Genomic DNA, 23199 nt, shown 5'->3' on the forward strand with positions numbered 1-23199 from the left:
TGCAATGATTCATGCAGCTGACGGAGAAGTATGAACAAGAGATCGGCTGCACTCGTGGGGCGGGCAAGAGTCAAGTAGATTGGGAGCGTATGTTCTTCTGGAGTGTTATCGAGCTGCTCGATTGCTCGACGGACGAGTGTCGTTTTTCCGGTGCCGCGGAAGCCTGCAACCAGAAACGTTCCTCCGCGAGAGTGTCTGATTCTATCCGCGAGATGCCTAGAGAGATCAACGCCCCCAAGCTGGGATGATGCGTCGATACTTGGCCCGTGAACATAGCGAAAGTTTGGGTCGACTCGAAATCGAAGGGGTAGGGTCTCGCAGTCCTCCTCCGCTACTGTTTTCGAGTTGTTATCATTTCTCACAACGTTCGCCTTCTTTGAGTGGCGCCCACATGGTGTGCTTGCAATATGGTAGCTGACGCAGGGGTCCTACGGCGAAGTTCAATCTAATAATGTTGAAATGCGGCCATCACATAGGTCCGGTCCATAGTCAGTTCCGTTTAAGATCGCCGTCGCTTTGCTACTAACTAATGGCGACGCCATCCTTGATCTCGATATTGGTATGTACTGAACCCCGTCGCTTCCCTCGCGGCACTTCGACGAGGCCTGGGTGAACTCCTTCATCGCCGCCGCCGGCCGGCGCTTCGGCATCAACTCCGGCGAGGAGCGCCAGTTCGACTTCACCGGCAGCGGAACGGTTCTCATCCAGTCGAGCGAGAAGGTTCGCAACGACACCTCCATCGTCCGGACCATCCAGGGCCACCTACCCGGGCTGTCGGTGCCCGGACTGCAGCAGATCAATCAGGAGATCACCCAGCAGCTGGGGCAGCAGCAGTAGGAGACAGGTAGAACGCCAACGCGGCACGAACTCGCGGACGCGCCCCGTGCAGAGGGGGCGCCCACGAGCTCGTGCCGCGTTGGTGTATCCGTGTGGTGTATCGGTGTCGGTCGAACTCAGATCTCGATGTGATCCTTGGCGTCGGCGGGCTCGTTGCGGCGCCGGACGACGCTGGAGATGAAGGCCGCCACGATCAGAACGACGCCGACGAGGCCGGTGACGACCTCGGGAACGTGGGTGCCGATCGAGTAGAACAGGATCAACGCGAGAGCGCCAATGGCCCAGTGGGCGCCGTGCTCGAGATAGACGTACTCGCTCAGGGTGCCCTGACGGACCAGGTAGACGGTCAGCGAACGGACGAACATCGCGCCGATCAGGCCGAGGCCCAGCGCGATGATGATCGGGTCCGCGGTGATCGCGAATGCCCCGATGACGCCGTCGAAGGAGAACGACGCGTCGAGCACCTCGAGGTAGAGGAACAAGAAGAAGCCGGCCTTGCCGGTCGCCTTGGCGAGATCGCTCGGCCCGGAACGGCGGCGTACCTCGGCGTCGGCAACGGCCGCGGCGTCGTCGACCCCTGGTGTGCGTTGCGCTTGTGCGCGTTCGTCATCGGACTCGTCGGGATCGTCGTCATCGGTGTTGAACAGCTCACCGAGACCGTTCACGGCGAGGTAGGTGATCATGCCGAGGATGCCGGCGAACAGAACCGTCGACCGTTCCTGATCGGGTGCGATGAACTCGGCGGTGATGATGAGCAGGATCGCCGCGACGACCACTTCGAGCTGATCGAGCTTGCCGATCTTCTCCAGCGGCCGTTCGATCCAGCTGAGCCAGGTGATCTCCTTCTCCTCGAAGATGAAGCCCAGGAACAACATCAGCAGGAACATGCCGCCGAACGCCGCGATCTGCGGGTGGGCGTCGGTGATGTAGGTTTCGTAGCTCGGCGAGCCGTCGGGGAAGTACGCGGCCCCGTCGGCCGGCGGGTTCAGCGCCAATCGCATCGCCTCGACCGGGTTCAGGCCCGAGGCCAGCCACACGATGACGAGCGGGAACACCAGTCGCATACCGAACACGGCGATGATCACGCCGATGGTGAGGAAGATCTTCTGCCAGAACTCGCTCATCCGCCGCAGCACGGTGGCGTTGATGACGGCGTTGTCGAAGGACAGCGAGACCTCGAGGATGCCGAGGATGAGGGTCAGGAACAGGGCCGTCGTGCCGCCATAGAAGAAGGCGGCGATCAGGGAGAGGACCGTGACGACGATGGAGAGACCGAATATTCGGAGTACCACGGGGATGTGGCCTTTCTACATGTGGACGAGCGGCAGATACAGGCGCGATATGCGTACGAAGAATGCCGCACCCGTCGCCATGAGCGGGTGCGGCATTCGCGCGATGTGTCGGTTTCTCAGACGTTGACGCCGTAGTCGCGGGCGATGCCCGCGAGGCCGGAGGCGTAGCCCTGGCCGACGGCACGGAACTTCCACTCCGCACCGTTGCGGTACAGCTCGCCGAACACCATGGCGGTTTCGGTGGAAGCGTCCTCGGACAGGTCGTAGCGGGCGATCTCGGCACCGCCGGCGCGGTTCACGACGCGGATGTAGGCGTTGCGGACCTGGCCGAACGACTGGCTGCGAGCGTCGGCGTCATAGATCGAGACGGGGAAGACGATGCTGTCGATCTCCGGGGGGACACCCGCGAGATCGACGTTGATGACCTCGTCGTCGCCTTCGCCCTCGCCGGTCAGGTTGTCACCGGTGTGCTCGATCGAGCCGTCCGGCGAGCGCAGGTTGTTGAAGAAGACGAAGTGCTGATCGGAGAGCACCTTCTTGTTGGTGCCCAGCGCGATGGCGCTGGCGTCGAGGTCGAAATCGGTACCGGTGGTGGTACGGGCATCCCAGCCGAGACCCACGGCGACCGCGGTCAGACCGGGGGCCTCCTTGGTCAGCGAGACGTTCCCACCCTTGCTCAGGCTCACGCCCATGTCCGTATGCCTTTCTTTCGTTGAACGGCCAACCGCAACTCTACGTGCGATGCCACACACCTTATGCGAAGAGTTTGGCATCGGACAGGGATGCGTCAGCCGACCGAACGAACTGTGGATGACAAGGAAACTACGTCAGGCGAGGCGACGGTCGGACGGCAATCGCTGCTCACCCCAACAGCTTCTTCTGCACCTTGCCCATTGCGTTGCGCGGCAACGACTCCACCCGACGGATCTCGCGCGGACGCTTGTGCGCCGAGAGTTCGGCGCTCACGAACGCGATGAGGTCCTCGTCGCTGCCGGACCCGTCGCTGCCGGAACCGTCGGCGGCCTGCTCACCGACGACGTAGGCGATGATGCGCTGACCGAGATCGTCGTCGGGGACGCCGATGACGGCCACCTCGGCGACCGACGGGTGGGCGAGCAGGACGGTTTCGATCTCGCCTGCGCCGATCCGGTATCCGCCGGACTTGATCAGATCGGTGGCGCGGCGTCCGACGATGCGGTGCATGCCGTCCCCGTCGATGACGGCGACGTCGCCGGTGGCGAACCAGCCGTCGTCGAGCCAGCTCTGTGCGGTCGCCTCGGGCCGGTTGAGATATCCCGATGCCAGCATGGGGCCGCGGACGTGAAGGTCGCCGACGGATTCGCCGTCGTGCGGCAGCACGGCATCGCCCTCGACCAGCCGCGTCTGCACGCCGTCGAGCGGGAGTCCGACCCAGCCCGGCCGGCGTTCGCCGTCGGCGCGGGTGCTCACGGTGATCATCGTCTCGGTCATGCCGTAGCGTTCGACGATCTCGTGGCCGGTGGCCGCGCGGATCCGGTCGAACACCGGCACGGGTAGGGGAGCGCTCCCCGACACCAGCAGCCGCGCCCCCGACAGCAGGCGGGCCGATTCCGGCTCGGCGCCGATCCTCGACCACACCGTCGGAACCCCGAAGAATATCGATGCACCCGCGTCGGCGGCGCGGGCGTAGTGGTCGGGAGTCGGCTTGACGGTGTGGATCAGCCGGCCGCCGTGCCGCAGCGGTCCCAGCACCCCCAGGATCAGGCCGTGCACGTGGAACAGCGGAAGGCCATGGGCGAGTGTGTCTTCCGATGTCCATGCCCAGGCGTCGGCGAGGGCGTCGAGGCCTGCCGCGATTGCGCGTCGGGTGATCGGGACGCCCTTGGGTAAACCGGTGGTGCCCGAGGTGTAGAGGATCAGTGCGGTGGCGTCGGCGGGTGGTTCGGGATGGGCATGCCACGACTTGGCGTAGCGGCGAACCGGGATGGCGGGCAGCGACGTGTCGGCGGGGGCCGCACCCAACCAGGCCTGGGCGCCGGAATCCTGCAGGATGTGGTCGAGTTCTCGGCGCCCCGAATCCGGCGGCACCGGCACGATCGCGACCCCGGCGATCAGGCCGCCGACGACGGCGAGGACCGTCGAGGCCGTCGGGCGGGCGAGGACGGCGAGCGTGTGTGCCCCGCGAATACGTTCGGCCACCGCGGTCGCGGCGCCGACGAGGTCTTCGCGTGACAGACGGTCGTCACCGACGATGACGGCATCGGACAGGTCGGGTGCGTGGGGGATCAGCGACGGCAGCAGCACAGTCCCATGCTGCCACCCGACCCTATGCTGCGAGCCGACTCACCCTGCCGCGTGCAGGATTTCCCGCGGACGCACCCATCCGTCACTCATCAGCCGCAGCAGCAGCTGTGCCTTGTTTCCGATGGGCTTGCCGGCGTCGGCGTATCGCTGGGTCACCCGGCGATAGTGTTCGCGCACGGTGCTTTCTGCGATGTGATGGCGCTTGGCCGTCTCGGGCATCGTCGCGCCCAGCGCGTAGGTCGTGAGGATCTGTCGTTCGCGATCGGTCAGCCGGACGCGGACCGACTGGTGGGGAAGGCGATCGGCGACGCTGGTCAGGAATGCCGCGAGCTCGGCCGGGGCGCGCCCGGTGTTCGCGAGATCGATACCGCGCGGATCGTCGGCGCGCACGCCGAGCCCGACGACGATCGCCTTGCGCAGACGCAGATGTTGCCGGACCTCCATCAGTCGACGCGTCGAGCGGACCACGATGACCGTCCCGGACTCGTCGGCGGGTCGCCCGGAGCGGGAGTGGTCGGCGTCGGGACGCAGAATGCCGGCCCGATGACCCCAGGCCTCCACGAGGGTGCACAGGGCGGTGTCGAGGATGTCGTCCTCGGCGGCGACCGCGACGAACAGGGGCGCAGCCTCCGTGACGGTGCCGTCGGAGTCGGGAACGACGGTCGGGACGGGGCGATCTGAGGGGTCGTGCGGCATGGAGTCAACGATGTCCGGTTTGCGAGGGCAGGTCACCATTTCGTGCGACACAAATGGTCGGGATTCAGGTGTAAAAGGCCCCCAAACCGCGATCGTCATGCGTGATTACGCATGAACGTCGTTAGCGATGCACAATAGAGGCCATGTCGGAGGGCTTACGTGTACTGGTGGCCTCCCCGTTGGGCGAGGTGGTCGCGGCGCCGCTGCGGTCGCGATTCGCCGACTGGACGGTGGAGGTGGCCACTGATGATTCCGAGTTCATTCGCCGGGTCGCCGGCCGGGTGCGGTTCGATGTGGTGACCGCCGACCTGGTGTGGAACCGGCCGGACACCGAGTGGGCGTTCGACGGTCTCGACGTAATCGAGTCATTGCGCAATCACGATCGGCTGGCGCCGGTCCTGCTGACCGCGCAGGGTCACAGCATGGAGACCGACCTCATCGAGGAGGCGCGTCGCCGCGAAGAGGTGGTCGGGGTGGTCGCCAAGTCCGATGGTTTCGCCGCATTCGCCGACGCCATCAGCGTGGCCGCGCTGGGCCGCCGGCTGCCCCAGACCCCCGCGGCCAATCGTCGGCCCAGCCTCTATGAGCTGTTCACCGGACGCCGCGGACAGACCGCCGGTCGGATGGCCGGCGCCATCGCCGCCGGCCACGTCTCCGACACCGCGACCCTGGCGCGGGTGGCCAAGGTGTCCCCCAACACCGCCAACAAGATCACCAGCCACTACATCGGGCCGATGATCATCCAGCGCGGCGAACACAACGAGGATCTGCCGATGACGCAGGCGTCGGTGTACCGCTGGTGCGGACTACACGCCCGTTACCTGATGAGCTGGTGTCGCCGTAACGATCACGCCGACGTGCTGGCGGCGTGACCGGCAGCCCGCGTCACGCCGCGAGCGCGCCGTCGACTGCGAAACGGTAACGGCCCGAGGGTAGTTCGCCTCCGCACACGATGGTGCGGGCGGCGAAGGCGCCGACCACCCCGGCTAGGCTCGCGGCGGTGCCCAACTGCGGCCACGACGGAATGGTCCGGCCCACCTCGGCGAGCGCCCGCGACAGTCGCGGCGCCACGTCGTCACCGACGATGGCCCCGGCCAGCCGGACCCGATTCGCCGGATCGCGCAGGGCCGCGGTGTCGAGGTCGGTGACCTCCCCGGCGCTGCCGTGGAAGAGGGGATAGTCGGGGGTGAGGTCGTAACGCTCCACGTCGAGGATCACGTTGTCGCCGTCGTCGGTGACCATGATCAGCGGCAGCCCGGCCCGGCGGGTGTGTACGCGCAGCGCGACCTTCATGGCGAGGTCGTCCATCTCCTCGATCACGACGTCGACCGCGCAGCCGTCGGGTGACCGCAAGAACACCGGTGCCATGGCCTGCTCGAAACCCTGCGCCCAGGTGGTGACCTCCGCGTACGGATCGGCCTCGAGGAGGCGCCGAGCGGCCAGGGTCGTCTTCGCGACGCCGAGATCGCACACCGAACCCGACAGCCGGTTCAGGTTGGTCGGCCCGAGGGTGTCAGGGTCGGCGAGATGGAATCGACGGGCGCCGGTCAGTCCGGCGACGCCGACGACGGAGGCACCGACGCTCAGACCCGCCACCGCCAGTCGCGCGGTCGACCAGGCGGCCTGTTCGTCGTCGGTGATCAGAAAGCGATTGCGCGCGGTGCGCAGTCGGTGAAAGACCGGGTCGATGGGTGTGCGCACCACTGTGCGCCGCCAGGGGTAGACGACGTAGCGGCTCCACTCGTCGAGATCGCCGTCGTCGGGGTCACCGTCGCCGGGGACGGGTTCACCGGTGAAGGCGGCGAGCACGGTCAGCTCGGGCAGTGCGGTCGTCCAGGCGTCGACCAGCCGGTACTCACCCGCTGTGCACAGGGTGTCGATGTGGCTGCGGTCGCGGGTGGGGTGAAGAATCTCGATCATCGTGCTGCTCCTCGGATGTAGACGTCCTTTGCGCCGGAACCGAATCCCGCCGAGTGGTACTCGTACAGGGAGACGGTGGGGCGGGCGGCTTTCCCCAATGACGCACTCAGCGCCCGGAACTCGGAGTTGGTGCTCACCAACGACTCATGGCAGCGGTCACGCAGCGCGCGGGCCAGACCTGCATCGGCGGAGGTGTTCTTGGCCAGTTCGGCCCGGATGTGCAGGGTCTGATGATGCTGTTGGCTCTCGAGGACCTCGACGACGAATCGTCCGGTGAGGTCGGCGGCGAACGCGGGGTCCTCGAATGCCGGCCGCAGGTTGGCCGGATACACGTTGAGCGAGTGGAAGATTGCCGCGATGTCGGTGCGGCCGTGCAGCACGAGGAAGTGGTCGTGCGGCTCCACGTCGACGGCGAGGTCGTCGTGTCCGTGCGCGCGCAGGATCTCGTGGAGATGTACGCCGTCGAGGATCCGTCCGCGGTCGTTGATCCGGTAGCGGATCAACGGCATGGCCGAATCGACCGTGAACAGCAGATGCCCCTCGGCGTCGCACTCGGTGTAGCGGTATTCGGGGTGATAGCGGACGAACGTCGGCTGTGCGGTGATGCCGGGACCGAACAACTCCTCCGACAGAGCGGCGTCGGCGAGGGCGGCTCGCCGGACGGCGATACTCGCCGGGGTCTCGTAGCCCATCAGCCCGGCGTCGGCGGTGCCATACTTGAGGCAGATCCGCTCGGGTTCGGAGTGTCGATGCAGCAGATCGAGTACGTGGTCGCGCCACTTCTCGGTGATCGCCTCGCCGGCCAGCAGCAGCTTGATGTCCATCGCGAGCAGATTGGCCGGGGTGTTGTCGAGGAGGTCCTTGATCAGCGGCGGATATCCGGCGAGGACGACGTGGTCGTAGAACGGGCCGAGTTCGGCGAGGGTGGCGACGGCGACGTCGAGATCGATCCCCGGGGTGGCGACGCTGATTCGGTGACCGCGGTTGTTGAGTTCGCTCACGCCGGCCATCGTGTACGTGCCTCCGATCCAGGTGCCCATCGCAAAACAGTTGATCAGCAACGTGGTTCGCGGTTGTGAGGCGAAGGAGTCGGTGAAGATCCGGTCGTACATCGCGGCGCTCTGCTCGAGGGCCAGCGCTCCACGCCCGAACTGGGTGGGCACTCCGCTGGAGGAGCCCGACGTCGACGACCACACCATCGCCTCGGTGATCCGGCCGTCCCAGTAGCGGGCCGGCTGCGGATAACGGGTGATGTAGCCGGCCTTCGTCATCACGGGCAGCTGCGTGAAGGACTCGGCATCGACACGTTCGCCGGGATCGATGCCGTTGCGGCGCAGGAAGTCTGCGTAGGCAGGAACCCTGCGGCGGGCACGGTCGGTCATCGCCACGGCCAGGTCCAGATCGCTGATGGTGAGCACGGCGCTCCTCCTCGGGAAGAAGTGGCCGACGTGAGATCGGTTATCTCACTCGCGTTTCCGAGGAGTGAGACGGTTGTCGGCGCCCACTCAGTCTGACCCCGCACATGGTCATGACGCGAGCCTCACGCGTCCGATTCGACCGATCGCCCGACCGCTGAGCGAACAGTAGGACGGGTGAATGACTGAGAGCGAAAATCGCTGTTGTGCATCGCGTTACGGCGATTTGGTTACCGAGATTCGGCCGTGAAATGGCTTTCTGGCGGCTCGCTCGGCGCTCATTTCTGTCGTACCCCTGTGTTAGCTCGACGGGTCACCGGTCGGTGCGGAGGACGACCTTCCCGCCGGCATGCCCGTCGGAGACCAGGCGCAGAGCCTCCCGGGCCTGTTCGAAACCGAAGACTGCGCCGATCGGGACGACGAGATCACCGTCGGAGGCGAGGCGAATCAGGTTGGTGCGCACTGTATCCCGAAACTCTGCGCTCTCCGGTTGGCGGCCGCCGAGGGCTTGGAACCCGTCGGCGGCGGCGCGCCGGGGCGCGGCGATCGTGACGATCCGCGAGCGGTCGGCGACGAGTTCGAGTGAGGCGTCGACCGCCTCATCGGTGCCGACGGCGTCGAGCGCGGCGGCGATGGGTCGACTGTCGGCGGCGGCCCGGATGCGGTCGAGCACGCCGGGTCCGTACGTGACGGGCAGGCCGCCGAAGTCGCGTACGTGCTCGCACGATCGGGGGCCTACGGTGCCGATGATCCGGATTCCCCGCAGACGCGCCAGCTGCAGCACCGCCACCCCGACCGCTCCCGACGCACCGTGCAACACGATCAGCTCGTCGCGCGCGGTACTGGCCGCACGAAGCATGTCGGCGGCGGTCGTACCCGCCAGCAGGAGTCCGGCCGCCTCGTCGACACCCAGGGTCTCCGGCCGCGCGAACACCTTCTCCGCGGGCGCCGTGAGCGCTGTCGCGTACCCGCCTCTGACCCGGAAGGCGAGTACCTCGTCGCCGACTGCTGCGTCACCCGAACCGATCTCGGTGTCGGGGCCCAGGGCGACGATCCGGCCCGCGACCTCGTACCCGATCGGGAGCGGGAACTCCGTCGCGGCAAGCGCGTGCTTGAGGTCGGCCGGATTCACCCCGGCGGCGGTCACCTCGATCGTCACCTCACCACGTGTGGGCGCCGGCACATCGACGTCGGTGAGGGCGAAATCATCGAGGCCGCCGGGGCAGAGGGCGACCCAGCGGCGTGCGGGGGTCATGTGGGGATGCCGGTGCGAGGGCCCATGACGTCAAGGCTACGGCCCTCACGGTTACGGCCTCCGGACTGCGGGCCCCAGGCTCAAGGCTGAACGGAGCACGTACCGAGGATGCGCGCCAGCGCATCCCGCTCGGCCGGGGTCACCCACAGGTGGTAGGCGGTCTTGACGGCGATCTGCCGCGACGCATACGTGCATCGATACGTACGGTTCGGGGGTAGCCAGGTCGCGGCGTCGCCGTTGCGCTTCTTCTGATTGGTGGGCCCGTCGGTGGCCTGCAAATTGCGCGGGTCGTTGGCGAAGTCGATGCGCTGTTGCGGTGTCAGCTGTTGCGCGCCTTTCTGCCAGGCATCCGACAACGCCACGACATGGTCGATCTGTACGGCCGATGACGTCTCCGCGCCGCGCGTGAAACCGATGGTCTTGTCGGTGTAGGGATCGTGCAGCGTCCCCGACAAGACCACGCATCCGCGCGTGCCGGGCTTGAGGACGATGTCGATGAGATCGCGGCGCAGGATGTCGTTGCGGGTATCGCAGCCGTTGTGACCGTCGTCGACGTTCACATCGTCCGACCACGCCTGACCGAACTGTGCGCGGCTGTAACCCGTCTTGGGTGCGCGTCCCTTGACCGGCAGAGCCCGCAGCTGCGACCACGCCAGCGCCGCTTCGGGGGAGAGCGCGGTGGGCGCGGTTGTCCCGACCGAGGACGATGACGTCGCGGGGCTCGGTGGGATGTCATTCACCGCGGTCGCGCCGGGTGAGGTGACGGTCACCGGGTCCCCGGGTGCGGCACAGCCGGCGACTACGGCGATCGCAACCACGGACGCCCCGAGCGCCAGACGTCGTCGTCGCATGGGCCGATTGTGCCGGATCGTCCCGACGGTCCTTCTCACCGCGGGCGGCGGCCCAGGTCACCGTTGTTCCACGGGAAACACTCACGACCGCATCGTGCTCGCCATCGATGCTCCCGATGACTCGCCGAGACCGATCTGACTTCGTAGGCTCGAGACATGTCCGATGACATCCCCGCACAACGGCAACGCGAGGCGCGACGCGTAGAACTGGTCGACGAATACCGCCTGTGGGCGCTTGCCGAGGTGCCCGAGATCGACGTCGACGAGTCAATGCTGCTGAGCCGCTACCTTCTCGCCGCATTCCGGGTGGCGGACAAAGCGAACCCGGACTTCGACCCGATCGCCTGGACGTCTACCGACGCCGAGATTCTCACCGAGGTAGGGCTCGCCTTTCGGGCCGCACTCGACACCTTGGTGCCGGGCGAGAAACTCGGCTTCGCCCTGCACACGTACCTGATCTTCACCGAGTCCACCGGAAAGTGGAGCGGCACGCCCGCGGCGTTGCGGGCCGCGCGCACCGTGGTGGACTTCGCGATCGACGGCCTGCGTCTGGATGACTTCGACGCCGAACGGCAGGTCTTGCTGTCCGTCGAACCCATGCGCAGCCTGTTGGGAATCCTGAAGTGGATCGGGAAGGGAAAACCGACCGCTCCGGGCGGCCAGCTGCCGGCGGGCCTGGACACGTGCGCGACGAAGCTCGGCATCTCCGCAGGGCTCGCCTCGCGGCTCATCCAGTACGCAAGTAACCCCGAGCACGCCCTGATCTCCTACGGCGGCGACGGCGTGATCCACCGCGGCCCCGGCGCCAAGGACTGGCGTGACGGACGCCCGCCGATCGATCAGATACGGGACACCTTCTCGGAGTGGGTGGTTCGCCTCCTCGACGACCAACGATCGATGAGCAACCGCGGATCGGGCGAAGAGTTCTGCGCGTTCATCGATGCCGGGTCGTCCTCCACCCCGCGCGGCGTCGACTGGTTCGACTCCCTGTGGGACGACGAGGACGAGGATGACGACGAGATGGACAACGAGGCAGCCGAGGAACTCGTGCTCCGCATTCACGAGGATCCCTATTACGTGGACAAACCGGGGATCCGCGAGGCCCTCGACGAGATGATCACCTACGGGTGGATGCGTCTGGAGGATGGTAAATACGTTGTGCCCCAAGGGCTTGAGGGACCGCTCAGTGTTGGTATGAAGGAGTTCGAGCACCAGCAGTATCTTCGCCGGGAAGAGCATCGGCGGCGCAAGAGCAATTCGCGGAGGCGAGGGCGGGGGCGGTGAATGCGTGAGGTCTGTCGCGAGTGTCGCTCCCGATTCCAAGGCCGCGTATTGGACAATCCCTCGAGTTGAGTGTTACCGCACCAACCCGGTCAGTGTGTACGTCTCCGGCGATGCCGCGACCGAGTGATACAGCGACACCTTGGTGAACGCGCCGCGGACCGGGGCGAACAGCCAGATTCCGACGGGGTCGCTGGTGGATCGTCCAGCGGCGCATGAAGGTTGGCAGAGCTTGCGGTGCTCGGTGCCGTAGCCGACCGCCCAGCCATCGGTCCATCCGAGCCAGGTGACGTCGGTGACGATCACTCCGGCATCGCCGCAGAAGATGGACGAGATCGTCCTCGGCCGAATCTGCTTATCGCCGACGCAATCCCGAATTACCGTCGTTGCCGGGCTCGCGCCTGGCGCGGCGTGCGCAGGAGGCGCTTCGGTAGCCGCGCCGGCCAGGCCGGCGATGACGAGAGCTGCGACGAGAAACGAACAAACGGATGTGCGCATGACTCTCAGTCTGCGCCCCAACGACCGTGGCGGTCCTCCCCCTCGGGAGAACCGCCACGGAAACGCTGGGTCGGACGATCAGGCGTCAGCCCTCGATGAACTCCTCGAGCTGCTTGCGCGCGATGTCATCGGCGACCTGCTCCGGCGGGCTCTTCATGAGGTAGGCCGAGGCGGGCAGGATCGGGCCGCCGATGCCGCGGTCCTTGGCGATCTTGGCGGCGCGCACGGCGTCGATGATGATGCCGGCCGAGTTGGGGGAGTCCCAGACCTCGAGCTTGTACTCGAGGTTCAACGGTACGTCACCGAAGGCACGGCCCTCGAGGCGGACGTAGGCCCACTTGCGGTCGTCGAGCCACTCGACGTGATCCGACGGGCCGATGTGGACGTTCTTGTCCTCGACCTTGCCGGCGAGCGAGCCGGTCAGGTTGGAGGTCACGGCCTGGGTCTTGGAGACCTTCTTCGACTCCAGACGCTCACGCTCGAGCATGTTCTTGAAGTCCATGTTGCCGCCGACGTTGAGCTGGTAGGTGCGGTCGAGGGCGACGCCGCGGTCCTCGAACAGCTTGGCCATCACGCGGTGGGTGATGGTCGCGCCGACCTGGCTCTTGATGTCGTCGCCGACGATCGGGACACCGGCGTCGGTGAACTTCTTGGCCCACTCCGGGTCCGAGGCGATGAACACCGGCAGCGCGTTGACGAAGGCGACCTTCGCGTCGATCGCGCACTGGGCGTAGAACTTGTCGGCCTGATCCGATCCGACGGGCAGGTAGCTGACGAGGACGTCGACCTCGTTGTCCTTGAGTGTCTGCACCACGTCGACGCCGTCGCCGTCGGCCTCGGTGATGGTCTCGCGGTAGTACTTGCCGAGACCGTCGAGGGTGTGGCCGCGCTGCACGGTGACGCCGGTCGGCGCCACGTCGGCGATCTTGATGGTGTTGTTCTCGCTCGCGAAGATCGCGTCGGACAGATCGAAGCCGACCTTCTTGGCGTCGACGTCGAACGCGGCGACGAACTCGACGTCGCGCACGTGGTAGGGGCCGAACTTCACGTGCATCAGGCCGGGCACGGTCGCGTTCTCGTCGGCATCCTGGTAGTACTGCACGCCCTGGACCAGGGATGAAGCGCAGTTTCCTACGCCCACAATGGCCACGCGCACCTTATTGGGCTCACCCATGGTCGGGTTCTCCTTTTTCTTGTCGGGCCGCAGCACTGGGCTGCGACACGGGGGTTCTACCGAGCGGTTCGTCCTGCTCGGTTTCTTCCTGCTCCTCGGCACCGGTCGTCGGTGACGTACCTGACGTCGGTGACGTGGTGGCCGGGAAATCTGTGGGCGCTGCCGCCGATGACGACGCCTCCGAGGCCTCGGCGGCGATGAGCTCGTTGAGCCAACGGACCTCGCGCTCGCTCGATTCGAGGCTCAACTCGTGCATCTGTCGGGTGTAGCGGTCGGAGGCGCCGGTGGCGCGGCCGACGAGCTCGCGCAGGCCTTCACGGCGCTCCTCGACCTGACGACGCCGGCCCTCCAGGATGCGCATCCGAGCGATGGCCGGGGTGCGGCTGAAGAAGGCGAGGTGCACGCCGAATCCGTCGTCGGTGTAGTTCTGCGGCCCGGTGTCGGCGACGAGTTCGGTGAAGCGTTCGCGTCCGGCGTCAGTGAGCTGATAGACGCGACGTCCGCGACGCACCTTCACTCCCGACGGCGCGCTGGTCTCGTCGATGAGTCCGTCGGCCTGCATCCGACGCAGCGTCGGATACAGCGAACCGTAGGAGAACGCACGGAACGCGCCGAGCAGCCCGGTGAGCCGTTTACGCAGCTCATAGCCGTGCATGGGGGATTCGAGCAGGAGGCCGAGGATAGCCATTTCGAGCACTGCTGACCCCCTCTCCGATGGTTCGTCGTGCCGATGCTTTCGCCCAATGTATCGCACCGATATAAACGCTGTCGATATCGGCCTCGACTTGCGGGTGGCGATCGTGGTCTCGACAGGCCCGAATCGACGGGCAGGTCACACCGACAACGCCGATATCGACCACGTAGGCTGGTTCACGTGCAACGCCAGATCGTCGACTACGCCCTTCAGCGGCGATCGCGGCTGTCGCAGGTCCATTCCGGGCGGGTCGGTGTGGCCGAGGTCTGCGACGCGAGTCCTTATCTCCTGCGCGCCGCGAAGTTCCACGGTCGCCCCAGTTCGACGCTCTGCCCGATCTGCCGCAAAGAGCACGTGACGTTGGTCTCCTGGGTGTTCGGCGAGCGACTCGGCCAGGTGTCGGGGTCGGCGCGCACCACCGAGGAGATCTCCCGCCTGGACACGACCGCCGAGGAATTCTCCGTGCACGTCGTCGAGGTGTGCCGGACCTGCAGCTGGAACCATCTCGTGCAGTCATACGTTGCCGGTCTGCCTCCGCGCTCTGCCCGTCGTCGCCGGGTGGCCGAGTAAGCGGCCCGCGGCCGCCTCATCGATGTCCGGCTTTTGGCTGCGGCTCGTCGGTGCGTCAGAGTGGTGGGCGGCAAACATGCCGACAGGCGGCAATCATGCCGACAAGTAGTGTGAGGAACGTCGAGCCGATGGTGTATGCGGTTCATTGGGAGGTCCGACGATGAGCGAGTCACGCGATACGACGTCGCGGCGCACCACATCCACCGACTCCAAGACCGGTCAGGACCCGAAGCGTTCGCGGTTCCGGCTGGTCGCGTGGGTCGTGGGTGCGCTCGGTCTGATCGTCCCGGTTGTCGCGTTGGTCGCGATCGTGGGTTTCCTGATCGCCTACGCGACCGTCACCGTGCCGCGCCCCGGCGACATCAAGCAGAACCAGGTGGCCACGATCGTCGACACCAAGGGTGGCACCTTGGCCAAGATCGTGCCGCCGGAAGGCAACCGCACCGACGTCAGCATCAACGACATCCCCAAGTCGATGCAGGACGCCGTCATCGCCGCCGAGGACCGCGAGTTCCGCACCAACGACGGCTTCTCCATCCGTGGCCTGTCCCGCGCGGTGTGGGGTCGCATCACCGACAACGATCTCGCGGGCGGTGGATCGACCATCACTCAGCAGTACGTGAAGAATGCGCTGGTCGGCGATGAACACAGCTACGAGCGCAAACTGCGTGAGCTGGTGATCGCGACCAAGATGTCGAGCGAGTGGTCCAAGGACGACATCATGGCGGCCTACCTCAACACCATCTACTTCGGTCGGGGCGCCTACGGAGTCGGGGCCGCTGCGCAGGCCTACTTCCGCAAGGACGTCAAGGATCTGACACCCGCCGAGTCGGCGGTGCTTGCCGCGGCGATCCGCTCACCCTCCTATTACGACCCGGCGGTCAATCAGGAGGCGGCGACGGCCCGATGGAACTACGTGCTCGACGGCATGGTGCAGATCGGTTCGATCACCCAGGCCGACCGTGCGGCGATCCGCTATCCCAAGGTGTCGCCGCCGCCGACGGCGACCGGTGAGACCGTCGGCCCCAATGGCCTCATCAAGCGGCAGGTACTCGCCGAACTAGCCGATCTCGGCATTTCCGAGCAGCAGGTCCGCACCGAGGGCCTGAAGATCACCACGACGATCGATCCGCAGGTGCAGAACGGCCTCGTCCAGGCGGCGTGCCGCGACAACGACATCTACAAGTGCCCCAACGGGATTCTCGTCGGCGAGCCGGCGCAGATCCGCGACGCCGCCGTGTCGATCGATCCCCGTACCGGTGGGGTCGCCGGCTATTACGGTGGCGACGACGCCCAGGGCTGGGACTATGCGCAGGCGGGTCTGCAGACCGGATCGTCCTTCAAGGTGTTCGCCCTCGCGGCCGCACTCGAGCAGGACATCCCACTGTCGAAGGTGTACAGCTCGGCGCCGTACACCACCTCGAGCGGGCTCACCATCGAGAACTCCGACGGTGAGAGCTGCGGCTCGTGCAACCTCGCGACCGCGATGAAGATGTCGCTGAACACCGTGTACTACCGGCTGATGATGGACCTCAAGAACCAGGCACAGGACGTGGCCGATGCCGCGCATGCCGCCGGTATCGCGGAGTCCTTCGGCGACATCGCGAAGACGTTGCAGGAGTCCAACGGCAGCGTGCAGGGCGGTGTGGTGCTCGGGCAGTACCCGTCGCGCGTCATCGACATGGCCTCGGCGTACGCCACCTTCGCGGCATCCGGTATCTATCGCGCCCCGCACTTCGTGCAGAAGGTGGAGACCTCCACCGGCGATGTGCTCTACGAGCGTCAGCCCGACCCGGGCAAGCGGGTGTTCCCGGCCAAGGTCGCCGACAACGTGACCGCGGCGCTCGAGCCGATCGCAGCGTACTCCAACAACAACAACCTCTACGACGACGAGCTGGGATCGCGCCCGTCGGCGGCCAAGACCGGCACCGCGCAGCTGGGTAACACCGGCCAGAACAAGGACGCGTGGATGGTCGGTTACACCCCGCAGCTCTCGACCGCGGTGTGGGTGGGTACCGACAAGGGCACCGCCCTGGTCAACGCCAGTGGGTCGATGGTCTACGGCAGCGGTCTGTCGGCGCAGATCTGGAAGCGCGGCATGGACGACGCGCTCGAGGGCCAGCCCATCGAGCAATTCCCCGAGCCCGCAGCGGTCGGTGGCCAGGCCGGCGTCCCGTACGAGCCGCCACCCACCTCGTACAACAACAACTATCCGTCGACGCGGCCGAACCGGACGCCGACCCCGGACTACCCGGGTGGGGGAGCGATCACCATCGCACCAGGCATCACCATCCCGGTCCCGGGTGGCGCGGAGCGCGGTGACGGCGGTACCGGAGGCGGCACCCGCGGCGAGGGCGGTACCGGCGACGAAGGAGCGGTCCCTGCGCCCGGTGGCTGACGGGACTCCGTCGCCGACCTACGAGGTCGCCGACGACAGTCCCGCGCCGCTGGCCGCCGACCTTCGTACCGACACGCGTCGGCTGATCCCGAGCCACCACGATCCGGTGGTCGCCGAGGCCTCGCGGGCCGTCGGCGGCCCCCTCGGTGCGCACGCAGCGGTGGGGCGCAGCCGTCATTGGACGCCGATCCGGGTGTTGTTCCTGCTCGCGCTGTGCACGTTGGCGCTGAGCTGGTTCGGCAAGGCCGGGTGCCTGCAGCAGGAAGTGGTCGTGAACCCGGGCCAGGGACAGCCCGCGGTGAAACTCGACCGCGACGATCAGCGTCAGTTCACCCACCTCTGCTACTCCGACGTCATCTCGCTGTTCGGTGCCGAGCAGCTCGACAGGGGCGAATTCCCGTACCGGACATTCTGGTTCGAGAAGAATGGTGACGGCCAGGAGATCAAGCGGTACATGGAATATCCGGTGATCACCGGGATGTACATGTACGCCACGGCCTGGATGGGTCGCGAATGGGCGTCGGCGTCGGACCGCTGGGGTCTCCCGGGCGCGTTGCCCGCGGTGCTCTATTTCGACCTCGCCGCACTGGGTTTGGCACTGTTCTGGTTGGTCACGGTCTGGGCCACCGCGCTGACCGCCAGGACGCGCATCTGGGCGGCGTGGCTCGCGGCCGTCTCCCCACTGGTGATCGTGCATGCCTTCACCAACTTCGACGCCATCGCCACCGCCGCCCTGGCCGTGGCCCTGCTGTGCTGGGCGCGCAAGAAGCCTTGGCTTGCAGGCATGTTCATCGGTCTGGGGACCGCCGCCAAGTTCTATCCCCTGCTGTTGCTGGTGGTGCTGTTCTTCCTGTGCCTGCGTTCGGGCAAGCTGCGCGACTGGTGCGCGGCGGCCGCGGCTGCGGTCATCGCGTGGACCGCGGTGAATCTGCCGATTCTCATCCTGTATCCGCACGGCTGGTACGAGTTCTTCCGGCTCAACTCCGATCGCGGCGCCGACGCCGACACCCTGCTGCGTCTGGCCGCCAAGGCGGTCGGTGCCACGTGGAAGGTCGACGTCCTCAACGTCGTCTCGTTGGGGCTGATGATCCTCGTCGTCCTCGGCATTGGGTGGCTGTGCTTGGCCGCGCCACGCCGACCCCGCGTCGCGCAGGTCGCCTTCCTGGTCGTCGCCGGGTTCCTACTGGTCAACAAGGTGTGGAGCCCCCAGTACTCGCTGTGGCTGGTGCCGCTGGCGGTACTGGCCATCCCGCACACACGCCTGCTGCTCGTGTGGATGACCATCGACGCACTCGTGTGGATTCCGCGGATGTCGCTGTTCATCGATCCCAGCCGAAAGTGGTTGCCGCAGGAGTGGTTCACCACGATCATCGTGATCCGGGCACTGTTCGTGATCGCGCTCTGCATCATCGTCATCTGGCAGATCCTGCGGCCCGAGAACGACCTGATGCGCCGCGACAACGAGGGCAACGAACTCGAGGACCCGGCGGGTGGGGTGCTCGACGGTGCGGCGGATCGGCTATTGCTGGGGCGGACGCGACGCACCTGGGGGGCTGCGGACGAGGAGACCGTGATTGAGGAGGTCGGGGCGTACCCCTAGCCCCGAATCCGCTCCCGCAGAGCAGCTTTCGCGGCCGGCCAGTCCTCGTCGATCATCGCGAACTGCGCGGTGGTGCGCCAGCCGTCACCGAAGCGTCGGTGTTTGCGGAGCAGCCCCTCGAAGGTGGCGCCCAATTTGGCGATGGCGGCACGGGATTGGGTGTTGCTCTCGTGGGTGTGCCAAACCAGCCGGACGGCGCCGCACTGCTCGAAGGCGTGGTGCATCAACAGGTATTTGGCTGTCGGGTTCACCGCGGTGCCCTGAACGTCCTCGGCGTAGAACGTGTAGCCGATCGCGGCCGACAGGTTGGCCGGGTCGATGTCATAGAAACTCGTCGAGCCGACGAGCCGGCCGTCGGTGTTGTCGATGACGGCGAAGGCCACGCGGCGCTGGGGATCGGCGAGCGCCGCCGAGATCCATCGGGCTGCGGAGCCGGCGTCGGTCGGGACGCCGGGCACCCAACGGAACCTGGCCGGATCGCCGACGACCCGTGCGAGTGCGTCGGCGTCGTCGATGGTGAACGGCCGCAACGTCACCCGGTCCCCGACGAGCGGGCCGGTGCCGAGCCAGTCGCTCATGCCCCGGCGGGCACGCGCTGCCCGGGTGGTGCGTCGTCGGGTTCGGACGAGGCCGCGTCGGTGGGGTCTGGGCGTCGGCCGATCGAGGCGAGCGGTTCGCGCAGACCCGCGCTGACGAAGGCGCCGATGAGATAGACCAGCAACACCGCGTGCACCCACACGCCGACGTTGACCCCGGCCATCACCCACCACTTCATCGGCTCGCCCGACACATAGATGCCGAACAACCGGAAGATGGTGGTGTCGAGGATGAAATCGGCGATCAGATACGCCACGATGACCGGCCAGCGCACTCGCAGCAGCACGAAGAACGGCAGAATCCACAGCGTGTACTGCGGCGAATGCACCTTGTGGAACACCATGAAACCGGCGAGCATCGCCGCGCTGACGCCGATCCACGGATACAGCCCGGTCCGGTTGTACTGCCGCCAGCCGAAATACACCGCGACGACGAAGGCGCACACGATGAGCGTCGGGGACAACACGCCGACGATCGAGTTGTAGGTGCCGTCCTGGCCGCCGGTGAGATGGCGTAGGCCCCAGTACCAGATGGAGTTGGTGTCCACGTCGGCGCGACGTTTGCCCTGGAAGGTCAGCGCCGCGCGCCACCCGTCGTATCCCAGCACCATGAAGGGCAACTGGATGACGACGACGGTGAGCGCAGCCGTGACGGCCACCCACGCCGCGCCGATCCAGTCGAGCGCTCGGCGCCCGCCGGCTCCTCCGGTCAGCACGTAGATCGTCAGGGGCAGCACGAAGAATCCGGGGTAGAGCTTCAGACAGAATCCGATGGCCAGCAGGATCGACGCCAGGATTGCGCTGGTACGCAAACTCATTCGGCGTTCGCCCGTCGACGGCTTGATGCTCGCCCCCCAGGCCATGACGGCGACGGCACCGACGGCGGTCGCCACCACCGGCAGTTCCCAGTTGTGGAAGGCGTAGAGGATCAGCGGCGGGGTCATTGCCCACCACAACACATTCCAGCGGGTGAGCACGGCGAGCATCGCGGTGATCACCACACCGAACGGCGCGAGCAGCGCCGCCGAATGGCGGAAGAAGTCGACGTCGGTGTGCGCGCCGATCGCACCGAGCCACATCAGGATTCCCGAGAGCACCGGGTACTCGACCGAACCACCGAAGAGCTGGCCGTTGGTGCCGATACCGCCGTGGATGTACGGGAAGACATGGTTGTTGATGTCGCGGCCCACCCACAGGTACGCCAGATCCGAATAGCAGGGGATGACCGCGTGCGGATCGCCGACCGGCCACTTGTGGCTGCGCCCGTCCGGGAAGAACGGTGGACCGACGCACTTGATCTTGACCTCGTAGCTCCAATACATGAACAGCAAGGTCAACAGCAGGGACACGGTCAGGATCAGGATCAGATCCCCGCGACGCGACAGGGTGACGCGCCCGTAGCGGAACGTCGTGCTCAGGCGGTCGGACATGCGCTACAGGGTAAGCGGAACGCCCCGCGCACCATGAAATCGACCGGCGAACGGTGACCTGGCTCACTCCCAATCCCGACGGACCGGTCAGCCGGAATCGGGGCCGCTTTCGATGCGAGGTCAGTCCCGGTCGGCGAGAGGCGCGTAGAAGTTCACGAGGTTTCCGTCGGGATCGCGCAGGAGCAACGAGCGATTGCCCCACGGCATATCGGTGGGGCCGTCATTGACGAACCCGTCGACGACGTCGGTCAGATGCCCGCTGGTGAGACGTCGGTGCATTTCGTCGACATCGCCGACGAGGAAATCGAGGATCACCGAACGGTTCGACGCGGCGGTGAGTACGTCGTCGCCCATTGCCGTGATGGTGGTCGACGACGCGATGGCCAGGGTGCCGTAATCGGTGGTGAACTCGGCGAACAACGGATGCAGGCGGTTCGCGCGCAGGCCGGTGACCGTCTCGTAAAAGCCGACCAGACCGTCGACGTCGTCGGTGAGGATGCGGGTGGCTGCGAAGTACATGAGGGTGCGCCCTTTCTCGGATGTGATGCCGCCAGCGTGCAGCCGATAGCGGCCAGATCGTGTCCGCGATCGGCTGTGGAGCACGATTTCGCTGGTCAGGGGTACCTCGTGTATCTTGGAACGGTTGCCGACGCAGGCGACCCTCCTGCCACGGACAGTCCGTGGCCGATGAGCCCATAGGAGGTGATGTGGTCACATGCGTCATTACGAATTGATGGTCATCCTCGACCCGAGTCTCGACGAGCGCACCGTTGCTCCGTCCCTGGACACGTTCCTGAACGTAGTCCGCAAGGACGGCGGCAAGGTCGACAACGTGGACATCTGGGGCAAGCGCCGTCTCGCCTACGAGATCGCCAAGCACAGTGAGGGCATCTACGCCGTCATCGACCTGAACGCCGAGCCGGGCACCGTCAGCGAGCTGGATCGTCAGCTGAAGCTGAACGAGTCGGTGCTCCGCACCAAGGTTCTCCGGAAGTAGTACGCAGGCTTTCTCCGATGTCCCGAGATAGTCGGTACCGGACCCTAGGGTGAATCACTAGTCCGGTGCACATCGACCATCGAGTGCCCAACCACGACCAAGGGGAGACACATGGCAGGCGAAACCGTCATCACCGTTGTAGGCAATCTGACTGCTGAGCCCGAACTGCGGTTCACCCCCTCGGGTGCTGCGGTCGCCAGCTTCACGGTGGCCTCCACTCCGCGCACCTTCGATCGTCAGTCCAATGAATGGAAAGACGGCGAGGCACTGTTCCTGCGGTGCAGTATCTGGCGCGAAGCTGCGGAGAACGTGACCGAGAGCCTGACCAAGGGCACCCGCGTCATCGTGCAGGGTCGTCTCAAGCAGCGTTCCTACGAAACCCGCGAGGGTGAGAAGCGCACGGTTGTGGAACTCGATGTCGAAGAGATCGGTCCCTCGCTGAAATTCGCCACCGCATCGGTCAATCGCGCCTCGCGCGGCGGATCGTCCGGCGGCGGAAACTTCGGTTCGTCCGGCGGTGGCGCAAGCCGCGGCGGCGGATCGAGCCAGTCCGCACCCGAGGATCCGTGGGGCAGCGCCCCTGCGAGCGGCTCCTCGTTCGGTGGCGGCGGCGGGGACGACGAACCACCTTTCTAAGAAACATTTTTGACTGGAGCATCACATGGCTAAGCAAAAGAGCAGCCGGAAGGTGCGCGTCGAAAAGGTCACCAAGACCAAGGCGTGCTCCTTCTGCAAGGACAAGAACACCAGCACCATCGACTACAAGGACACCGCGCTGCTGCGCCGCTTTTTGTCCGACCGCGGCAAGATCCGTTCGCGTCGCGTGACCGGCAACTGCGTCCAGCACCAGCGCGACGTCGCTGTGGCCGTCAAGAACTCGCGTGAGGTGGCGCTTCTGCCGTTCACCTCGACCAGCCGATAAGCCGAAGGGAGAGAACACGATATGAAGCTCATCCTGACTGCTGCCGTGGAAAACCTCGGTGAAGCCGGCGATTCCGTCGAGGTCAAGGACGGCTACGGCCGTAACTACCTGTTGCCCCGCGGTCTGGCCATCAAGGCCACCCGTGGCGCCGAGAAGCAGGTCGAGACCATCCGTCGGGCGCAGGCCGCCCGCGAGGTCCGCGGCCTCGAGCACGCCAACGAACTCAAGCAGGCACTCGAGAACCTCTCCGAGGTCTCGCTGTCGGTGAAGACCCACGACTCGGGCAAGCTGTTCGGTTCGGTCACCGCCGCAGACGTCGCCGGTGCCATCCGCTCGGCCGGCGGCCCCGTCGTCGACAAGCGCAACGTGGAGCTGCCCAAGGGCCACATCAAGGCCACCGGTAGCTTCCCGGTCGTGGTGAACCTGCACCCCGACGTCGCCGCGACCGTGTCGCTGGCCGTCGTCGCCGGCTGATCAGGCTCGCACGCAA

24 protein-coding genes and 1 pseudogene are annotated in these 23199 nt (G+C 66.3%); 11 read left to right on the forward strand and 14 right to left on the reverse strand.

Going from position 1 to position 23199, the window contains the following annotated elements:
• Positions 1 to 11 precede the first annotated feature (11 nt).
• Both P3L18_RS26005 and P3L18_RS26010 read left to right on the forward strand, forming a co-directional pair.
• On the forward strand, positions 12 to 248 hold the full coding sequence (locus tag P3L18_RS26005; protein WP_276115751.1) for a hypothetical protein: 237 nt from the start codon (positions 12 to 14) through the stop codon (positions 246 to 248).
• 325 nt (positions 249 to 573) lie between these two features.
• A pseudogene (locus P3L18_RS26010) lies at positions 574 to 837 on the forward strand (AIM24 family protein); the annotation flags it as partial.
• A gap of 116 nt (positions 838 to 953) precedes the next feature.
• On the opposite strand, the gene P3L18_RS26015 reads toward P3L18_RS26010, so the two are convergent.
• From P3L18_RS26015 to P3L18_RS26030, 4 genes are all read right to left on the reverse strand, one after another.
• Complete coding sequence (locus tag P3L18_RS26015; protein WP_276115752.1) at positions 954 to 2129, reverse strand: DUF475 domain-containing protein; 1176 nt, start codon at positions 2127 to 2129, stop codon at positions 954 to 956.
• 116 nt (positions 2130 to 2245) lie between these two features.
• On the reverse strand, positions 2246 to 2821 hold the full coding sequence (locus P3L18_RS26020; RefSeq protein WP_006373182.1) for a TerD family protein: 576 nt from the start codon (positions 2819 to 2821) through the stop codon (positions 2246 to 2248).
• Between the two features lie 169 nt (positions 2822 to 2990).
• Positions 2991 to 4412, reverse strand: a complete 1422-nt coding sequence (locus tag P3L18_RS26025; protein ID WP_276115753.1) for an acyl-CoA synthetase — start codon at positions 4410 to 4412, stop codon at positions 2991 to 2993.
• Positions 4413 to 4451: 39 nt separating this feature from the next.
• Positions 4452 to 5108 carry a LuxR C-terminal-related transcriptional regulator gene (locus tag P3L18_RS26030; protein WP_276115754.1) on the reverse strand — a complete coding sequence of 219 codons (657 nt, stop codon included), beginning with the start codon at positions 5106 to 5108 and terminating at the stop codon, positions 4452 to 4454.
• A 143-nt stretch (positions 5109 to 5251) separates the two neighbouring features.
• Here P3L18_RS26030 and P3L18_RS26035 point away from each other — a divergent pair, with 143 nt between their 5' ends.
• Positions 5252 to 5980: a response regulator gene (locus P3L18_RS26035; protein WP_276115755.1), complete on the forward strand. Its 729-nt coding sequence runs from the start codon at positions 5252 to 5254 to the stop codon at positions 5978 to 5980.
• 13 nt (positions 5981 to 5993) lie between these two features.
• Here the strand turns inward: P3L18_RS26035 and P3L18_RS26040 are convergent, their stop codons facing one another.
• From P3L18_RS26040 to P3L18_RS26055, 4 genes are all read right to left on the reverse strand, one after another.
• A complete protein-coding gene (locus tag P3L18_RS26040; protein WP_276115756.1) occupies positions 5994 to 7028 on the reverse strand; it encodes a ThiF family adenylyltransferase in 1035 nt (344 codons plus the stop codon).
• Positions 7025 to 8446: a hypothetical protein gene (locus tag P3L18_RS26045; RefSeq protein WP_276115757.1), complete on the reverse strand. Its 1422-nt coding sequence runs from the start codon at positions 8444 to 8446 to the stop codon at positions 7025 to 7027. Before P3L18_RS26045 ends, P3L18_RS26040 begins: the two co-directional genes overlap by 4 nt.
• Positions 8447 to 8756: 310 nt before the next feature.
• Positions 8757 to 9698, reverse strand: a complete 942-nt coding sequence (locus tag P3L18_RS26050) for an NADP-dependent oxidoreductase (protein ID WP_276115758.1) — start codon at positions 9696 to 9698, stop codon at positions 8757 to 8759.
• Between the two features lie 80 nt (positions 9699 to 9778).
• Positions 9779 to 10549 carry an HNH endonuclease family protein gene (locus P3L18_RS26055; protein WP_276115759.1) on the reverse strand — a complete coding sequence of 257 codons (771 nt, stop codon included), beginning with the start codon at positions 10547 to 10549 and terminating at the stop codon, positions 9779 to 9781.
• A gap of 156 nt (positions 10550 to 10705) precedes the next feature.
• On the opposite strand from P3L18_RS26055, the gene P3L18_RS26060 reads away from it, so the two are divergent.
• Entirely contained in the window at positions 10706 to 11833 is a 1128-nt protein-coding gene (locus tag P3L18_RS26060) for a hypothetical protein (RefSeq protein ID WP_276115760.1), read from the forward strand.
• A gap of 72 nt (positions 11834 to 11905) precedes the next feature.
• Here P3L18_RS26060 and P3L18_RS26065 read toward each other — a convergent pair whose 3' ends face one another.
• The 3 genes from P3L18_RS26065 to P3L18_RS26075 all read right to left on the reverse strand — a co-directional run bounded on the left by P3L18_RS26065 (position 11906) and on the right by P3L18_RS26075 (position 14199).
• Entirely contained in the window at positions 11906 to 12328 is a 423-nt protein-coding gene (locus P3L18_RS26065; protein WP_276115761.1) for a hypothetical protein, read from the reverse strand.
• A gap of 85 nt (positions 12329 to 12413) precedes the next feature.
• Positions 12414 to 13502, reverse strand: a complete 1089-nt coding sequence (locus P3L18_RS26070) for an inositol-3-phosphate synthase (RefSeq protein ID WP_006373172.1) — start codon at positions 13500 to 13502, stop codon at positions 12414 to 12416.
• The gene (locus P3L18_RS26075) at positions 13495 to 14199 is read right to left on the reverse strand and encodes a PadR family transcriptional regulator (protein ID WP_276115762.1); all 705 of its coding nucleotides are present in this window, start codon (positions 14197 to 14199) and stop codon (positions 13495 to 13497) included. The genes P3L18_RS26070 and P3L18_RS26075 overlap by 8 nt, the downstream gene beginning before the upstream one ends.
• Positions 14200 to 14376: 177 nt before the next feature.
• Between P3L18_RS26075 and P3L18_RS26080 the strand changes: the two genes are divergently transcribed.
• From P3L18_RS26080 to P3L18_RS26090, 3 genes are all read left to right on the forward strand, one after another.
• Complete coding sequence (locus P3L18_RS26080; RefSeq protein ID WP_006373170.1) at positions 14377 to 14766, forward strand: DUF5318 family protein; 390 nt, start codon at positions 14377 to 14379, stop codon at positions 14764 to 14766.
• A gap of 160 nt (positions 14767 to 14926) precedes the next feature.
• On the forward strand, positions 14927 to 17164 hold the full coding sequence (locus P3L18_RS26085; protein ID WP_276115763.1) for a transglycosylase domain-containing protein: 2238 nt from the start codon (positions 14927 to 14929) through the stop codon (positions 17162 to 17164).
• Entirely contained in the window at positions 17157 to 18764 is a 1608-nt protein-coding gene (locus P3L18_RS26090; RefSeq protein ID WP_276115764.1) for a glycosyltransferase 87 family protein, read from the forward strand. Before P3L18_RS26085 ends, P3L18_RS26090 begins: the two co-directional genes overlap by 8 nt.
• On the opposite strand, the gene P3L18_RS26095 is transcribed toward P3L18_RS26090, so the two are convergent.
• The 3 genes from P3L18_RS26095 to P3L18_RS26105 form a co-directional block, all read right to left on the reverse strand.
• Positions 18761 to 19342 (reverse strand): GNAT family protein, encoded by a 582-nt coding sequence (locus tag P3L18_RS26095; RefSeq protein WP_276115765.1) that lies wholly within the window; start codon positions 19340 to 19342, stop codon positions 18761 to 18763. The genes P3L18_RS26090 and P3L18_RS26095 overlap by 4 nt on opposite strands.
• Positions 19339 to 20790 (reverse strand): hypothetical protein, encoded by a 1452-nt coding sequence (locus P3L18_RS26100; RefSeq protein ID WP_276115766.1) that lies wholly within the window; start codon positions 20788 to 20790, stop codon positions 19339 to 19341. The genes P3L18_RS26095 and P3L18_RS26100 overlap by 4 nt, the downstream gene beginning before the upstream one ends.
• A gap of 120 nt (positions 20791 to 20910) precedes the next feature.
• Positions 20911 to 21309, reverse strand: a complete 399-nt coding sequence (locus tag P3L18_RS26105) for a VOC family protein (RefSeq protein WP_276115767.1) — start codon at positions 21307 to 21309, stop codon at positions 20911 to 20913.
• Positions 21310 to 21505: 196 nt separating this feature from the next.
• On the opposite strand from P3L18_RS26105, the gene rpsF reads away from it, so the two are divergent.
• The 4 genes from rpsF (at position 21506) to rplI (ending at position 23183) form a co-directional block, all read left to right on the forward strand.
• Positions 21506 to 21787, forward strand: coding sequence for a 30S ribosomal protein S6 (rpsF, locus tag P3L18_RS26110; protein WP_079931851.1), 282 nt, complete (start codon positions 21506 to 21508; stop codon positions 21785 to 21787).
• 111 nt (positions 21788 to 21898) lie between these two features.
• On the forward strand, positions 21899 to 22423 hold the full coding sequence (locus tag P3L18_RS26115) for a single-stranded DNA-binding protein (protein WP_079931850.1): 525 nt from the start codon (positions 21899 to 21901) through the stop codon (positions 22421 to 22423).
• A 25-nt stretch (positions 22424 to 22448) separates the two neighbouring features.
• Entirely contained in the window at positions 22449 to 22709 is a 261-nt protein-coding gene (rpsR, locus tag P3L18_RS26120; RefSeq protein ID WP_006373162.1) for a 30S ribosomal protein S18, read from the forward strand.
• Between the two features lie 21 nt (positions 22710 to 22730).
• Positions 22731 to 23183 (forward strand): 50S ribosomal protein L9, encoded by a 453-nt coding sequence (gene rplI, locus P3L18_RS26125; RefSeq protein ID WP_079931849.1) that lies wholly within the window; start codon positions 22731 to 22733, stop codon positions 23181 to 23183.
• Positions 23184 to 23199 lie beyond the last annotated feature (16 nt).

Origin of the sequence: Gordonia sp. N1V, assembly GCF_029269935.1 — a bacterium.
Lineage (GTDB): Bacteria > Actinomycetota > Actinomycetes > Mycobacteriales > Mycobacteriaceae > Gordonia > Gordonia polyisoprenivorans.

Excerpts from the sequence above, each read along its gene's own strand:
- P3L18_RS26055 (WP_276115759.1), bottom strand. The coding sequence starts at position 10,549 with ATGCGACGACGACGTCTGGCGCTCGGGGCGTCCGTGGTTGCGATCGCC.
- rpsR (WP_006373162.1), top strand. The coding sequence starts at position 22,449 with ATGGCTAAGCAAAAGAGCAGCCGGAAGGTGCGCGTCGAAAAGGTCACC.
- P3L18_RS26035 (WP_276115755.1), top strand. The coding sequence starts at position 5,252 with ATGTCGGAGGGCTTACGTGTACTGGTGGCCTCCCCGTTGGGCGAGGTG.
- rpsF (WP_079931851.1), top strand. The coding sequence starts at position 21,506 with ATGCGTCATTACGAATTGATGGTCATCCTCGACCCGAGTCTCGACGAG.
- P3L18_RS26020 (WP_006373182.1), bottom strand. The coding sequence starts at position 2,821 with ATGGGCGTGAGCCTGAGCAAGGGTGGGAACGTCTCGCTGACCAAGGAG.
- P3L18_RS26030 (WP_276115754.1), bottom strand. The coding sequence starts at position 5,108 with ATGCCGCACGACCCCTCAGATCGCCCCGTCCCGACCGTCGTTCCCGAC.
- P3L18_RS26070 (WP_006373172.1), bottom strand. The coding sequence starts at position 13,502 with ATGGGTGAGCCCAATAAGGTGCGCGTGGCCATTGTGGGCGTAGGAAAC.
- P3L18_RS26085 (WP_276115763.1), top strand. The coding sequence starts at position 14,927 with ATGAGCGAGTCACGCGATACGACGTCGCGGCGCACCACATCCACCGAC.
- P3L18_RS26095 (WP_276115765.1), bottom strand. The coding sequence starts at position 19,342 with ATGAGCGACTGGCTCGGCACCGGCCCGCTCGTCGGGGACCGGGTGACG.
- P3L18_RS26050 (WP_276115758.1), bottom strand. The coding sequence starts at position 9,698 with ATGACCCCCGCACGCCGCTGGGTCGCCCTCTGCCCCGGCGGCCTCGAT.
- P3L18_RS26040 (WP_276115756.1), bottom strand. The coding sequence starts at position 7,028 with ATGATCGAGATTCTTCACCCCACCCGCGACCGCAGCCACATCGACACC.
- P3L18_RS26005 (WP_276115751.1), top strand. The coding sequence starts at position 12 with ATGCAGCTGACGGAGAAGTATGAACAAGAGATCGGCTGCACTCGTGGG.
- P3L18_RS26105 (WP_276115767.1), bottom strand. The coding sequence starts at position 21,309 with ATGTACTTCGCAGCCACCCGCATCCTCACCGACGACGTCGACGGTCTG.
- P3L18_RS26065 (WP_276115761.1), bottom strand. The coding sequence starts at position 12,328 with ATGCGCACATCCGTTTGTTCGTTTCTCGTCGCAGCTCTCGTCATCGCC.
- P3L18_RS26100 (WP_276115766.1), bottom strand. The coding sequence starts at position 20,790 with ATGTCCGACCGCCTGAGCACGACGTTCCGCTACGGGCGCGTCACCCTG.
- P3L18_RS26060 (WP_276115760.1), top strand. The coding sequence starts at position 10,706 with ATGTCCGATGACATCCCCGCACAACGGCAACGCGAGGCGCGACGCGTA.
- P3L18_RS26115 (WP_079931850.1), top strand. The coding sequence starts at position 21,899 with ATGGCAGGCGAAACCGTCATCACCGTTGTAGGCAATCTGACTGCTGAG.
- rplI (WP_079931849.1), top strand. The coding sequence starts at position 22,731 with ATGAAGCTCATCCTGACTGCTGCCGTGGAAAACCTCGGTGAAGCCGGC.